Below are 13,946 nucleotides of genomic sequence, written 5' to 3'. Positions count from 1 at the left end.
TCGGTTCGGGGGGCTCGGGGACAGGGTCCGGTCCGGCCGTGCTCGCGGGGCCCCGCCCGGAGGCGTCCGAACGGACCGGAGGATGTCGACATCCGGCCTCCTTCTCCTTAGGCGGGCACAAGCACACCGAAACACCACGAAAACTACAGAGGCCGTTCCCGTTCTGTACAGGGGAGCACCACCGGACGGTACATATCCGTCACTTCGTCGCCTTTCCCGCCCTTCTCCCCGCACCCCGTCCAGTCGCCCGGCCGCGGCGAGAGTTCCCACGCGGCAGGGGCTTCCGCGATACGGAGCGCCCCTCGGAGCCGGCCGCCCGGGGCGGCACAGCGGCCCCGGTTTCGGAATCGCGTGAAACACCGGAGAGCGGAACCGAAACCGGGGAAATCCCCCCTCGCGCCTTTCGGAAAGGGAGCCGGACGGCCTTTCCCGCTCCCCTCCCCTCTGGACAGGACCCCTCCGGAGGCAGTAGACAACGCGGAGAGCGGCGCGGGCGCCACCGGACTCTCCCCGCCGAGTCACGCCCCGCCCGAGAGGAGCCCCCCTGTGCACCGTTGGGTCCCGGCCGCGGTGGCGGCCGCCCTCCTGCTCACCACCGCCTGCTCCGGTTCCGAGGCCGCCGACGCGCCCCCGGTGCTCGACCCCGGCGCCCCCGGGGACACCGCCTCGCCGGCCTCCCAGGACCAGATCGACGCGGCCGACGCGGACGTCCGGCACAACGAGGCCGACGTGGAGTACGTGCTCAAGATGATCGAGCACCACGCCCAGGCCCTGGAGATGACCGACATGGTCGAGGACCGGGTGGAGCGGGAGTCGGTGGAGAAGATCGCCGGCCGGATCGCCGCCGCCCAGGAGCCCGAGATCGAGGCGATGGAGACGTGGCTGGACGACAACGTCTACGGCCCCGCGGAGGGCAACCCGAACTACGCCGACCAGTGCGGGCTGACCGCCTGGCGGAACGGGGACGGGGCGGGCCACCACGGCGGCGGTGACTGCCCGATCGACATCGACCACACCGACATGCCCGGCATGGTCGCCCAGGAGGACCTGGACGAACTGGAGGCCGCCGAGGGCGACGGGTTCGACCGGCTGTTCGTCGAGCTGATGACCTCCCACCACGAGGGCGCCATCGAGATGGCCCAGGACGCCACCGTCGACGGCAAGCACCCCGACGTGCTGCGGATGGCCGACGACGTGGTGGCCGAGCAGTCCGCCGACATCGAGCGGATGGAGCTGGCGCTGGAGGACTGAGCGGAGGCCGCGCAGAGGCGGCGGAGCGGAGCGGCGCCGCGCCGAGGAGACGGCGAGGGGGCGGGCCCGGTCTCGGGCCCGCCCCCTCGAGGATCCGCCGGGGCGCCGTCGCCGCCGGGCGGTGCGGTCAGGCGGTCTTCTCCTCGGGCTCCTCGCCCCGACCCCCACGCGGCACGATCGTCGGATTCACATGCTCCAGCACCGCCTCCCGCGTGATGATCACCCGCCCCACATCCTCACGCGAAGGCACCTCGTACATCACCGACAGCAGCACCTCCTCGATGATCGCCCGCAGCCCCCGGGCCCCCGTCCCCCGGATGATCGCCTGCTCCGCGATCGCCTCCAGCGCCCCCGGCGAGAACTCCAGCCCCACACCGTCCAGCTCGAACAACCGCTGATACTGCTTCACCAGCGCATTGCGCGGCTCGGTCAGAATCCGGATCAGCGCCCCCCGATCCAGATCATGCACACTCGTGATCACCGGCAGCCGCCCCACGAACTCCGGGATCATCCCGAACTTCAGCAGATCCTCCGGCATCACCTCGCCGAACAGGTCCGCACCGCCGGCCTCCGGACCCAGCACCGCGTTGAACCCCATCCCCCGCCGGCCCACCCGCTGATCGATCAACCCGTCCAGCCCCGCGAACGCGCCCCCGCAGATGAACAGCACATTGGTCGTATCGATCTGGATGAACTCCTGATGCGGATGCTTCCGCCCGCCCTGCGGCGGAACACTGGCCGTGGTCCCCTCCAGGATCTTCAGCAGCGCCTGCTGCACCCCCTCGCCCGACACGTCCCGGGTGATCGAGGGGTTCTCCGACTTGCGGGCGACCTTGTCCACCTCGTCGATGTAGATGATCCCCGTCTCGGCCTTCTTCACGTCGTAATCGGCCGCCTGGATCAGCTTCAGCAGGATGTTCTCCACATCCTCGCCCACATACCCCGCCTCGGTCAGCGCCGTGGCGTCGGCGATCGCGAACGGCACGTTGAGGATCTTGGCCAGCGTCTGGGCCAGCAGCGTCTTGCCCGACCCCGTCGGCCCCAGCAGCAGGATGTTGGACTTGGCGATCTCCACGTCCTCATCGCGCGGGCGCTCCCCCTCCGAACGCACCCGCTTGTAGTGGTTGTACACCGCCACCGACAAGGCCTTCTTCGCCTGCTCCTGACCGATCACATACGAATCCAGGAACTCGTAGATCTCCCGCGGCTTGGGAAGGCTGTCCCACTTGAGCTCGGTGGAATCGGCGAGTTCCTCTTCGATGATCTCGTTGCACAGGTCGATGCATTCATCGCAGATGTACACACCCGGGCCGGCAATGAGCTTCTTCACCTGCTTCTGGCTCTTGCCGCAGAACGAGCACTTCAGCAGGTCTCCACCGTCGCCGATGCGTGCCACCCAGCCACTCCTTATAACGTAGGCCGCCCCGTCACCGGCGCTCGCGCGCCCGCCCGACCGGATGTCGTTCCCGGGTCCTCGGGGCCGGCTCCCGCATTTGCAGGATATGCCCTCCGGCGCCGTGTTCGTACGGGGTGATCTGTGCGTCGTTCCTCTGAGCGTAAGCGAAGAAGGGGACCGGCTTCACCACCCGGCGGCGTCCGGCGTGTGCTGAAGGCCGGTCCCCCTGGGGACCTACTACTTCATGGAGGTCTTGCGGTACGGCAGCACGAAGTCGACGATGCCGTAGTCCTTGGCCTCATCGGCGGTGAGGATCTTGTCCCGCTCGATGTCGGCCGAGATCTGCTCCTCGGTGCGGTCGGTGTGCCGCGCCAGGGTGCTCTCCAGCTGCCGGCGGATCCGCATGATCTCGTTGGCCTGGATCTCCAGGTCGCTGGCCTGGCCGCGGCTGATGTCGGTGGCCGGCTGGTGGATCAGGATCCGGGCGTTGGGCAGGCAGCCGCGCTTGCCCTTGGTGCCGCCGGCGAGCAGCACCGCGGCGGCCGAGGCGGCCTGGCCGATGCAGACCGTCTGCACGTCGGGGCGGACGAACTGCATGGTGTCGTAGATCGCCATCAGCGAGGTGAACGATCCGCCCGGCGAGTTGATGTACATCTGGATGTCGCGCTCGCCGTCGATCTGCTCGAGGGTGAGCAGCTGCGCCATGATGTCGTTGGCCGAGGTGTCGTCGATCTGCACGCCGACGAAGATGATCCGCTCTTCGAACAGCTTGTTGTACGGGTTCATCTCCTTCACGCCGTACGACGTGCGCTCGACGAAGGACGGAAGGATGTAGCGGCTCTGCGGACTCGGCGGGGCCATCCCGCCGGCGCCGTACGCCTGGAAGTCGTACTCGTTCATTGTTCTGGCCCTCCACGGTGCACCGGGCGGTCGGCGGTACGGCTCGGGCCCCCGCCCCGCCCGCTTGGATCTGGGGTCTCCTGGGTCCGCGGCGGTCAGCCGCGGCCGGAGACGTCGAGGGTGCCCTGCAGCACCTCGTCGATGAACCCGTACTCCCGGGCCTCCTCCGCGGTGAACCAGCGGTCCCGGTCGGAGTCCTTCTCGATCTGCTCCACGCTCTGCCCGGTGTGGAAGGCGATCCGCTCCTGGAACATCTTCTTCACGTACAGCAGGTCGTCGGCGAGGATCCGGATGTCGGACGCGGTCCCGCCGATGCCGCCGCTGGGCTGGTGCATCATCACCCGGGCGTGCGGCAGCGCGAAGCGCTTGCCCGGCGCGCCGGCGCAGAGCAGGAACTGCCCCATGGAGGCGGCCATCCCCATGCCCACGGTGCGGACGTCGTTCGGGATGTACTGCATGACGTCGTAGATCGCCATGCCGGCGGTGACCGAACCGCCGGGGGAGTTGATGTAGAGCGTGATGTCCCGGGTGCGGTCCTCCGCGGACAGCAGCAGCAGCTCACCCACGATGCGGTTGGCGATCTCGTCGTCGACCTGCTGGCCGAGGAAGACGATGCGCTGGCGCAGCAGGCGCTGCGACGTCTGCTCGATCACCTGGGGAAGAGGCGACTCGGCCGTACGGGCTTCGACTCGCATGGACTCATTCAAGGTCGGCGGCACTCTCGTCACCTGCTCCGATTTCGAAACGGTTGCGACGCTTGCGACACTAACGCTCATCGCCGCCCCGCTCGGACGGTTCGGCGCCCTGTTCGCTTTGAGCGCAGGTTCGCGGAGGGCCCCGCCGCGCCCTTCCGCCACAAGCGAACGGGCCCCCGGCCGCACGGTGTGCGTCCGGGGGCCCGCGGGCCGGGCGGCGGTGCCGCCGCGCCCTACTTCTGCTCCTGCTCCTCGGCCGGGGCCTCCTGCTCCGCGGCCTCGGCGGCGGCCTCGGGGGCCTCCTCGGAGGACTCGGCGGCCTCGTCGGCGCCGGCGGTCCGCACCTCGTTGCCGGACTCGTCGACGACCTTGGCCTTCGCCGCGACCAGGTCCATCGCCTTGGACCGGACGACCTCGGTGTAGGCGACCTGGATCTGGTTGGACTGCACCAGGTGCTGCACCAGCTGGTCCGGGGAGACGCCCATCCGCTGCGCCTGCTCGATGACGTAGCCGCTGAGCTCCTCCTGGCCGGCGCTGAGCTCCTCCTGGAGGGCCAGCTGGTCGAGGACGAAGCCGGCCTTGACGGCCGCGGTGGCGCTCTTCTTGAGCTCCTCCTCGAACTCCTCCTCGGACTGCTCCTGGGACTCCAGGTAGGACTCCTTGGACAGCCCGCCCTGCTGGAGCTGCTGCTCCAGGCTCTGCCGGCGGCGGTCCACCTCGTCGGTGACGACCGAGTCGGGCAGCGGGATGTCGATGGAGTCGACCAGCTTCTCCATCGCGCGGTCCCGGGCCTGCGCGCGCTGCTGCGCCTCGCGCATCTCGCCGAGCCGCTTGCGGACGTCGGCGCGGAGCTCCTCGATGGTGTCGAACTCGCTCGCCATCTGGGCGAACTCGTCGTCGAGCTCGGGCAGCTCCTTGACCTTGACCGAGTGCACGGTGACCGTGACGTCGGCCTCCCTGCCCTCGTACTCGCCGCCGACCAGCTTGGTGGAGAAGGTCGCGGACTCGCCCTCGGACAGGCCCTCGATGGCCCCGTCCAGGCCCTCCAGCATGGTGTTGGTGCCCACCTCGTAGGAGACACCGCTGGCCTGGACGTCCTCCAGCGCCTCGCCGTCGATGGCGGCGGACAGGTCGATGGAGACGTGGTCCCCGCTCTGCGCGGCGCGGTCGGCGCCGGTCAGCGTGGAGAAGCGCTCGCGGAGGTTGCCGAGCTGGTCGTCGACCTGCTCGTCGGTGACCTCGGCGTCGTCGACGGTGACCTCGACGCCCTCCCAGTCGGCCACCTCGAACTTCGGGCGGACGTCGACCTCGGCGGTGAAGGTGAGCTCGTCGTTGTCCTCCAGCTTGGTGATCTCCACGTCGGGCTGGCCGAGCGCGAAGACCTCCTCCTTCTGGACGGCCTCGTTGTAGAGCTCGGGAACTGCGTGGTTGACGGCCTCGCTGATCACCGCGCCGCGCCCGACGTAGCGGTCGATCAGCCGAGCCGGAGCCTTACCGGGGCGGAACCCCTTGATCCGGACCTGCTTGGCCAGCGACTTGTAGGTCACGTCGAAGGCGTGATCCAGTTCCTGGAACGGAACCTCGATGGTCAGCTTGACCCGGGTCGGGCTGAGCTCCTCGACATCGGTCTTCACGGGGCGGTACTCCTAGATTTCCGGCTGTTTTCCGGGACGACCCGGCACGCAGGGCACGCTAGCGCGATCGCGGCGCCGCGGGCGCCGACCGTGCAGTCCGTGAACCGAGCCGTGGGGCCTTGGACCAAGTCTGGACCGGTCTTCGCGTGTCCCCTGCTGATCTCACCAAGTCTAGGGCAGATGAACAGGGGCTCATGGCCGACGGGCGCAGCCCGCCCCGGCCAGGAGCTCGCGAGTGTCTCGTCGGGGAGGCGGGATTCGAACCCGCGGCCTCATGCTCCCAAAGCATGCGCGCTAACCAAGCTGCGCTACTCCCCGTGCTCCCGCGCCGGCCTCGCGCGAGGCCCTCCGGGGATTCTCGTGTGCGACCGGCACTCCGGAGACTGTAGTGTTGTCCCCGTCGGCCCCACGAGTCTAGAGGAAACTCCGAGGGGCCGGTGCCACGCGGGCGTAGTTCAATGGCAGAACTCCAGCCTTCCAAGCTGGTCATGCGGGTTCGATTCCCGTCGCCCGCTCTGCGCGGAGAGGCCGGGCCCCGGGTCCGGCCTCCTCTGTTTCCCCGCGGCCCCGGGCCGCGCCGCGCGCCCTGCTCGACCGGACACCGGCGCCGGGGGGATATCTTGATGCGGGCGGCGGCGTCCGCACGGCGCCCCTGCCCAGGTCGGTCGTGCGAACCGCGTGCGAAGGTTGAGCTGATGTCGAGTCCCGGTCCCATGCAGGCTCCCGCGCTGTCCGCCCGCTGGACGGCGGAGCCGCCCGCGGGCGTCCGCCCCGCCGTGGTCACCGGTGTGTTCGACATCCTGCACGTCGGCCACCTGCGCTTCCTGTCGGCCATCCGGGAGCGCGGGCTTCCGCTGGTGGTGGGGGTCGAGGACGACCGCCGGGTCAGCGCCTGGAAGGGCCCGGACCGGCCGGTCAACCCGGACGCCGAGCGGGCCGAGATGCTGGCCGCGCTGCGCTGCGTCGACGGGGTCTTCATCGTCTCCGGCCCGCCGGAGGTCAACGGCGCCGACGCCTACGCCGAGCTGCTCCGGCCGATCCGCCCCGCGGCCCTGGCCTACACCGCCGGCGACCCCTACGCCGAGGCGAAGGAGCGCGGCGCCGCCGCCCTCGGCGCGCAGGCCTGGGAGCTTCCGCTGACCCAGGGCCGGTCCACCACCGCCACCCTGGGCCAGCTCACCCGCTCGCCGTAGCGGCCGGCCTCAGAGCCACCTGCTCCGCTTGAACAGCAGGAACAGGGGCGTTCAGACGAGCGCGATGTCGCCCGCGACCAGCGCGCCGGTCACCGGCGGCGAAGGGCGCCCAGCGGGTCGACGGCGAGCAGTGCCTCGTCCAGGGTGCCGCCGATGCCCCCTTCGATCGCGGAGCGGCCGTCGGCCCGGTAGATCGCGCATTCCATCATCACGACGGATCATCATGTGGCCGCTTTCCCCCTGCCGGGCACGTTTCAGAGTGGTCAGGGGCGAAAAGTTCCCTTTTCGGCTTTCCGGTTCCGGCCACCGGGCGGGAACAGACCCCCGCGGCGCGCTGTTGACGCCCCTGCACGACGGCTTCCGGGCGACCGCCGGGCCCGCAGGCCGGCCCGGGGACCCGCACTTGCGCCGTGCACATCCGCGCACCCAGGTGAATGAGGTCGATATGGCGATGATGGGCGGTCCTCCCCTCTACCGGTCCCTGGTCAACGACGGAAGCTCCGCCGGCACCCGCCTCTCCGAGGGCATCGTGCGGCGGATCGCCGGCTACGCGCGCCCGCACTGGCGGGCGATCGCGCTGTTCCTGCTCGGCTCCTCGCTGGCCTCGGCGATCGTGGTGGCCAATCCGCTGCTGCTGAAGCGGATCATCGACCACGGCGTCACCCAGCAGGACTCCTCGCTGGTCACCTCGCTGGCCGCGGCCGTCGCGGGGCTGGCGGTGCTGGAGGCGGTGCTCGGGCTGACCAACCGGCTGCTCTCCTCGCGGATCGGCGAGGGGGTCATCTACCAGCTGCGCACCGAGGTGTTCCGGCACGTCCAGCGGATGCCGCTGGCCTTCTTCACCCGGACCCAGACCGGGTCGCTGATCAGCCGGCTCAACACCGACGTGGTGGGGGCGCAGCGGGCGATCACCTCGGTGCTGCAGTCGGTGGTCTCCAACCTGATCAGCGCGGCCGCGGTGATCACCACCATGTTCGTGCTGTCCTGGCAGATCACCCTGGTCGCGCTGGTGCTGGTGCCGCTCTTCCTGGTGCCGGCCAAGCTCATCGGGCGCCGGCTGGCCGGGATCTCCCGGGACGGGATGAACCTCAACGCCGAGATGAGCTCGCTGATGACCGAGCGGTTCAACGTCGGCGGGGCGATGCTGGTCAAGCTGTACGGGCGGCCGGACGAGGAGGCCGACGCCTTCTCCGAGCGGGCCGCGCGGGTGCGCGACATCGGCGTCGCCCAGTCGGTCTTCGGCGGCCTGCTGTTCACCAGCATCGGGCTGATCACCGCGCTGGCCACAGCGGTGGTCTACGGGGTCGGCGGCAACCTGGTCATCGGCGGCTCCTTCCAGCTGGGCACCCTGGTGGCGCTGACCACCCTGCTGGCCCGGCTGTACGCGCCGATCACCGCGCTCTCCAACGTGCACGTCGAGGTGATGACGGCGCTGGTCAGCTTCGACCGGGTGTTCGAGGTGCTGGACCTGAAGCCGATGCTGCGCGAGGCCCCGGACGCCCGGCCGCTGCCGGACGGGCCGGTGGACGTGGAGTTCGACGGCGTCTCGTTCCGCTACCCCACCGCCGCCGAGTCGTCGCTGGCCTCCCTGGAGCTGACCCCGCAGCCGGACGAGGCCGACGCCGCGCAGGTGCTCAGCGGGGTCTCGTTCACCGCGCCGGCCGGCTCGCTGGTCGCGCTGGTCGGCCCGTCCGGGGCCGGCAAGACGACCCTGACCCACCTGGTCTCCCGGCTGTACGACCCGACCGAGGGGGCGGTGCGCATCGGCGGGACCGACCTGCGCGAGGCGCGCTCCCGGTCGGTCCGGGACACGGTGGGCGTGGTCACCCAGGACACCCAGCTCTTCCACGACACGGTCGCGGCCAACCTGCGCTACGCCCGGCCCGGCGCCACCGACGCCGAGCTGGAGGAGGCGATGCGCGCGGCGCAGCTGGGCCGGCTGCTGGAGTCGCTGCCGGACGGGCTGGACACGATGGTCGGCGACCGGGGCTACCGGCTCTCCGGCGGTGAGAAGCAGCGGCTGGCCATCGCGCGGCTGCTGCTGAAGGAGCCGTCGGTGGTGGTACTGGACGAGGCCACCGCCCACCTGGACGCCGAGTCCGAGGCCGCGGTGCAGCAGGCGCTGGCCACCGCGCTGGAGGGGCGGACCTCGCTGGTCATCGCGCACCGGCTGGCGACGGTGCGCGACGCCGACCGGATCCTGGTCCTGGAGGACGGCCGCCTGCTGGAGCAGGGCACCCACGAGGAGCTGCTCGCCCGGGGCGGGCTGTACACCGCCCTGTACCGGACCCAGTTCGCCGCGCAGGAGGAGTCGCGGGCCTGAGCCCGGACCGAGCGGGGGCCGCCGGGTGACCGGCGGCCCCCGCTCGCGTTCCGCGGCCGGGCGCTCCGCCCTATTCCCTCCCGAACCGGAGATGCACGTCACGCAGTATTTCATTTGGCGCATTTTTGCATGACGTGCAAAATAGGGGTGTCCGGGGAGCCGGGCGCATCACGGGAGGGAGCGGCGGATGGGGCTGCGCGAACGCAAGAAGCTGGCGACCCGCCGGGCGCTGCAGCGCGCCGCCGTCCGCCTCGTGCTGGAGCGCGGCCTGGACCAGGTGACCGTCGACGACATCGCGGCCGAGGTCGAGGTCTCCACCCGCACCTTCTTCAACTACTTCGGCTCCAAGGACGAGGCCCTCATCGGCGACGGGCCGCCGCGCGCCTCGGAGGAGGGGCGCGCGGTGTTCATCGCCGGCGGCCCCACCGGGGACCCCTTCGCCGACCTCCGCGCCTACCTGGGCTCGTTCCTGGACGACGCCCCGGAGGGCTACCGGAGCGCCATGGCCGACCTGCGCATGCGCAAGTCCCTGGTGCACCGGGAGCCGTCGCTGATGCCGCCGCTGATGGCCCGCTTCGCCGAGGCGGAGCAGGCCATCGCGGCCGACGTCGAGGCCCGGCTCGGCACCGGCCCGGACGACCTGCGGCCGCGGCTGGGGGCGCTGCTGGCCACCACGCTGATGCGGTTCACCATGCAGCGCCTGCAGGGCGGCGGGCCGGACGCGCCCCCGGCCGAGCCGGACGGGCCGGCCACCGACGAGGAGCGCGCCGCGCTGGAGCGCTCCTTCGACGAGACCTTCGAGGCGCTCCGCGCCTTCTTCACCGCCGCCGCTGGGGCCTCCCCCTCCGAGCGGCCCGACGGGACCGCCTGACCCCCGGCCCCGCCCCCGTCCCCGGCGAGGGGACCGACTAACGGCGCCCGCTCTCCGCGCGCGCGGCGCCGCCCACCACAACGGGGAAGCGAGTCTGACCTATGACCACCACCGGATCCGGGGCGAGCCCCGGCGGGGCGGAGACGGCCCCGGCCGCCGGCGCGCCGGCGGAACCGAAGCCGAAGATCGGCTGGATCTTCCTCAGCGTCATGCTGACCATGCTGCTGGGCGCCCTGGACCAGACGATCGTCTCCACCGCGCTGCCCACCATCGTCGGCGAGCTCAACGGGCTGGAGCACCTCTCCTGGGTGGTCACCGCCTACATGCTGGCCGCCACCGTGGGGATGCCGATCTACGGCAAGGCCGGGGACCTGTTCGGCCGCAAGCGGGTCTTCCTGTTCGCGATCGGGGTCTTCCTGGTCGGTTCGGTGCTGTGCGGCATGGCGCAGGACATGACGCAGCTCATCCTGTTCCGCGCGCTGCAGGGCATCGGCGGCGGCGGGCTGATGATCAGCGCCCAGGCGATCATCGCCGACGTCGTCCCGGCCCGCGAGCGCGGCCGGTACATGGGCATGATGGGCGGCGTCTTCGGCCTGGCGTCGATCGCCGGCCCGCTGCTCGGCGGGTTCTTCACCGACCACCTGGACTGGCGCTGGATCTTCTACATCAACCTGCCGCTGGGCGCGGTCGCGCTGGCCACCGCGGCGCTGGTGCTGCGGCTGCCGCGGCCGTCCGGACCGCGGCCGCGGCTGGACTACGCCGGCACCGTGCTGCTCGCCGCGGCCAGCACCTGCATCGTGCTCTTCACCAGCTGGGGCGGCGGCGAGTACGCCTGGACCAGCCCGGTCGTCATCGGCCTGGGCGCCGGGTCGGTGCTGTTCGCCGCGCTGTTCGTACTGGCCGAGCTGCGGGCCGAGGAGCCGGTCATCCCGCTGTCGCTCTTCCGCGACCGCGACTTCGTGCTCACCGCGCTGATCGGCGTCACGGTCGGCATCGCCATGTTCTCCACCGTCTCCTACCTGCCGACCTTCCTGCAGATGGTGAACGGGGCCAGCGCCACCGAGTCGGGCCTGATGATGCTGCCGATGGTGGCCGGCATGCTGACGGCGACGATCACCTCGGGGCGGGCCATCTCCCGGACCGGCCGGTACAAGGCGTGGCCGGTGGCGGCGATGCCGACCATCGCCGCGGGGCTGGTCCTGCTCTCCCGGATGGACGCCGGCACCTCCTACCTCTACAACGCCGCGGGCATGCTGGTGCTGGGGCTGGGCGTGGGCATGGTGATGCAGAACCTGGTGCTGATCGTGCAGAACTCCGCGCCGCGCCGGCACCTGGGCACGGCGACCTCGGCCAACAACTACTTCCGGCAGATCGGGGCGTCGTTCGGGATCGCGGTGTTCGGCTCGGTCTTCGTCGGCCGGCTGAACGAGCAGATGGCGGCGGCCCCGCCCGGGGGCGGCCTGGAGGTGCAGGGCGGCGAGGCCGGGATCGGCTCGCTCACCCCGGAGATGCTGCAGGCGCTGCCCGCCCCGGCGCGCGAGTTCGTGGTGAACGCCTTCGCCGAGGCGCTGCCGCCGGTCTTCCTCTACGCGCTGCCGCTGCTGGCGGCCGGGTTCGTGCTGGCCCTGCTGCTCAAGGAGAAGCCGCTGGGCACCGAGGTGGCGGCGGAGGAGCCGGAGGCCGGCTCCCCCCGGGGCGGTGACGGGGACAGGACCCCGGTCCCGGCCTGAGCCGCGGCCGGAGCACCGGAGGGGCGGTCCCGCGCGAGCGGGGCCGCCTCACTCCTTCCCGGCCTTCTTCCCGGCCTTCTTCCGGGCCTTCCTCTCCTTCTTCGCGGCCTTCTCCGCCGCGCCGCCCTTCTTCTCCTTCTTCTCCTTCTTCGGCTTCTCCTCCTTCGCGGCCTTCTTCTGCTTCTTCTGCTTCTTCGGCTTCTTGGCGTCCTTGGAGGTGACGTGCTCCTCCAGGGCGGCGGGCAGCGGGGCGATGCCCGGACCGCCCTCGAAGATCCAGTCGTCCAGCTCGTCGACGAGCCCGTCCCGGGCGAAGTCGCCCAGCCAGACCGGGCGGCCGCCGGAGGCCCGCCCCTTGGAGGAGGGCTGCACCACCACGACGTTGGCCTTGAAGCAGATGTCCAGGCACTTGCTGACCCGCACCGGGACGCTGCGCCCCTCGTGGTCCTCCAGCCCGCTCAGCCGCGCCAGCTGGGCCTTGTGGTCCACCCCGGGCACCTTCTTCTTCGTTCCGCAGCAGCAGCCGCGGCACACCACCAGCCGGCACGGCCGGTCCGCCGGGTCAGCGACCACCTGTCCGCCCCCTCTGAGCCATTCGGTCCGTTCAGTCCACTTGGTCGCGCTCTACGGTATACGCGCAGGTCGGCGGGTGCGCAGCGGAGTCCGACCGGTGAGACGCGGCAGCGCTGTAAAGTGGCCCGGTCGGCGCGCCCCGGCACCGGATCCGCGTGCCGGCCCGCCGGCGGCGGCACGGGGCGCCCCGCCCCGGGGCCGCGGACGACGCGCGGGAAGGTGCGAACGTGCAGAGCGGTACGGACGTCGGGACCGTCATCGAAGCCGACCGGGTGGACCTGGTCCGCTCCGGAAGGACCCTCCTGGACCAGGTCAGCATGGTGGTCCGGCCCGGCGAGCACTGGGCGCTGCTCGGCCCCAACGGCGCCGGGAAGACGACGCTGCTCGGCCTGCTCGGCGCACGGCGCCACCCCACCCGCGGCTCGGTGCGGGTGCTGGGCCGCACCCTCGGCCGGGCGGACCTGCGCGCGCTGCGCGCGCACATCGGGCACGTGGACCCCCGGCACGACCTGCGCTCCGCCCTGCCCGGCCGGGACGTGGTGCTCACCGGCGCCACCGGCAGCATCGAGACCCCGCCGCGCTGGCGGCCCACCGGCGCCCAGCGCGAGCGCGCCGCGATGCTGATGGAGGTGCTGGGCATCGCCGACCATGCGGACGCCCCGTGGACCACGCTCTCCCAGGGAGAGCGGGGCCGGATCCTGATCGCCCGCGCGCTGATGCCCGAGCCCCGGCTGCTGCTCATGGACGAGCCCGCCACCGGGCTGGACGTGGCGGCGCGGGAGCGGCTGCTCTCCGCCGTCGACCGGCTCCGCCGCGCCCACCCGGAGATGGCGACCGTGCTGGTCACCCACCACCTGGAGGAGCTGCCCGCCTCCACCACACACGCGCTGCTGCTGCGCGCCGGGCAGGTGGTCGCGGCCGGCCCCTCCACCGAGGTGGTCGCCTCCAAGCCGGTCTCGGCCTGCTTCGACCACCCCATCGACATCGAGCGGTCCGGCGGCCGCTGGCAGGCCCGCGCCGCGGCCGCCGACGCGGCCGGCCTGGAGGGCTGAGGCCCGCCCCGCGCGCACAGGCGGGGGTCCCGGAGCCGGGCTCCGGGACCCCCGCCACACCGTGCGGACTACGCGTCCTTGCCGCCGTCCGCGTCGCGCTTCTTGGCCGCCTGCTTCCGCAGGTACTCGGTCGCGGCTCCGCCGGCCTTGTCGATCTTGTCGTCGTACTTGCCGCCGGTCTTCTCCTTGGCGAACTCGGTCGCCTTGCCGACCCCCTCCGCGACCTTCTCGCTGTTGTCCGCGGCGGCCTTCTTGACCTTCTCGAAAGCGTCCCCGATACCGGACATTCCATCCCCCTTCGGCGCGCTCTGCCGGTGTCTGCGTGCTA

Annotated in this window: 13 protein-coding genes and 2 tRNA genes; 7 read left to right on the top strand and 8 right to left on the bottom strand. The window is 71.5% G+C overall.

The window, feature by feature from the left end:
* Positions 1 to 546: 546 nt before the first annotated feature.
* Positions 547 to 1,251: a DUF305 domain-containing protein gene (locus J0910_RS10065; protein ID WP_420158257.1), complete on the top strand. Its 705-nt coding sequence runs from the start codon at positions 547 to 549 to the stop codon at positions 1,249 to 1,251.
* Positions 1,252 to 1,378: 127 nt separating this feature from the next.
* On the opposite strand, the gene clpX is transcribed toward J0910_RS10065, so the two are convergent.
* From clpX to J0910_RS10040, 5 genes are all read right to left on the bottom strand, one after another.
* On the bottom strand, positions 1,379 to 2,647 hold the full coding sequence (gene clpX / locus J0910_RS10060) for an ATP-dependent Clp protease ATP-binding subunit ClpX (RefSeq protein WP_420158256.1): 1,269 nt from the start codon (positions 2,645 to 2,647) through the stop codon (positions 1,379 to 1,381).
* Between the two features lie 237 nt (positions 2,648 to 2,884).
* Positions 2,885 to 3,547: an ATP-dependent Clp protease proteolytic subunit gene (locus J0910_RS10055; protein ID WP_420158255.1), complete on the bottom strand. Its 663-nt coding sequence runs from the start codon at positions 3,545 to 3,547 to the stop codon at positions 2,885 to 2,887.
* A 95-nt stretch (positions 3,548 to 3,642) separates the two neighbouring features.
* Positions 3,643 to 4,242: an ATP-dependent Clp protease proteolytic subunit gene (locus J0910_RS10050; protein WP_420158254.1), complete on the bottom strand. Its 600-nt coding sequence runs from the start codon at positions 4,240 to 4,242 to the stop codon at positions 3,643 to 3,645.
* 233 nt (positions 4,243 to 4,475) lie between these two features.
* The gene (tig, locus tag J0910_RS10045) at positions 4,476 to 5,876 is read right to left on the bottom strand and encodes a trigger factor (RefSeq protein ID WP_420158253.1); all 1,401 of its coding nucleotides are present in this window, start codon (positions 5,874 to 5,876) and stop codon (positions 4,476 to 4,478) included.
* Positions 5,877 to 6,119: 243 nt separating this feature from the next.
* A tRNA-Pro gene (locus J0910_RS10040) sits at positions 6,120 to 6,194 on the bottom strand.
* A gap of 126 nt (positions 6,195 to 6,320) precedes the next feature.
* On the opposite strand from J0910_RS10040, the gene J0910_RS10035 reads away from it, so the two are divergent.
* Positions 6,321 to 6,391: transfer RNA gene (locus J0910_RS10035), tRNA-Gly, on the top strand.
* A gap of 180 nt (positions 6,392 to 6,571) precedes the next feature.
* The gene (locus J0910_RS10030; protein WP_420158252.1) at positions 6,572 to 7,069 is read left to right on the top strand and encodes an adenylyltransferase/cytidyltransferase family protein; all 498 of its coding nucleotides are present in this window, start codon (positions 6,572 to 6,574) and stop codon (positions 7,067 to 7,069) included.
* 89 nt (positions 7,070 to 7,158) lie between these two features.
* Here J0910_RS10030 and J0910_RS10025 read toward each other — a convergent pair whose 3' ends face one another.
* Positions 7,159 to 7,281: a hypothetical protein gene (locus J0910_RS10025; RefSeq protein ID WP_420158251.1), complete on the bottom strand. Its 123-nt coding sequence runs from the start codon at positions 7,279 to 7,281 to the stop codon at positions 7,159 to 7,161.
* A 233-nt stretch (positions 7,282 to 7,514) separates the two neighbouring features.
* Here J0910_RS10025 and J0910_RS10020 point away from each other — a divergent pair, with 233 nt between their 5' ends.
* The 3 genes from J0910_RS10020 to J0910_RS10010 all read left to right on the top strand — a co-directional run bounded on the left by J0910_RS10020 (position 7,515) and on the right by J0910_RS10010 (position 11,993).
* On the top strand, positions 7,515 to 9,392 hold the full coding sequence (locus tag J0910_RS10020; protein WP_420158250.1) for an ABC transporter ATP-binding protein: 1,878 nt from the start codon (positions 7,515 to 7,517) through the stop codon (positions 9,390 to 9,392).
* Between the two features lie 187 nt (positions 9,393 to 9,579).
* The gene (locus J0910_RS10015; RefSeq protein ID WP_420158249.1) at positions 9,580 to 10,263 is read left to right on the top strand and encodes a TetR/AcrR family transcriptional regulator; all 684 of its coding nucleotides are present in this window, start codon (positions 9,580 to 9,582) and stop codon (positions 10,261 to 10,263) included.
* A 101-nt stretch (positions 10,264 to 10,364) separates the two neighbouring features.
* Complete coding sequence (locus tag J0910_RS10010) at positions 10,365 to 11,993, top strand: MDR family MFS transporter (protein ID WP_420158248.1); 1,629 nt, start codon at positions 10,365 to 10,367, stop codon at positions 11,991 to 11,993.
* 48 nt (positions 11,994 to 12,041) lie between these two features.
* Here the strand turns inward: J0910_RS10010 and J0910_RS10005 are convergent, their stop codons facing one another.
* Positions 12,042 to 12,566: a (2Fe-2S) ferredoxin domain-containing protein gene (locus J0910_RS10005; RefSeq protein WP_420158247.1), complete on the bottom strand. Its 525-nt coding sequence runs from the start codon at positions 12,564 to 12,566 to the stop codon at positions 12,042 to 12,044.
* A 227-nt stretch (positions 12,567 to 12,793) separates the two neighbouring features.
* Between J0910_RS10005 and J0910_RS10000 the strand changes: the two genes are divergently transcribed.
* On the top strand, positions 12,794 to 13,618 hold the full coding sequence (locus tag J0910_RS10000) for an ABC transporter ATP-binding protein (protein WP_420158246.1): 825 nt from the start codon (positions 12,794 to 12,796) through the stop codon (positions 13,616 to 13,618).
* A gap of 68 nt (positions 13,619 to 13,686) precedes the next feature.
* On the opposite strand, the gene J0910_RS09995 is transcribed toward J0910_RS10000, so the two are convergent.
* The gene (locus J0910_RS09995; protein WP_420158245.1) at positions 13,687 to 13,905 is read right to left on the bottom strand and encodes an antitoxin; all 219 of its coding nucleotides are present in this window, start codon (positions 13,903 to 13,905) and stop codon (positions 13,687 to 13,689) included.
* Positions 13,906 to 13,946 lie beyond the last annotated feature (41 nt).

It is taken from the genome of Nocardiopsis oceanisediminis (assembly GCF_048595525.1).
GTDB lineage: Bacteria > Actinomycetota > Actinomycetes > Streptosporangiales > Streptosporangiaceae > Nocardiopsis_A > Nocardiopsis_A oceanisediminis.
The sequence above is the reverse complement of the archived record's forward strand: the minus strand, read 5'-3'. Positions and strand labels throughout refer to the sequence as shown.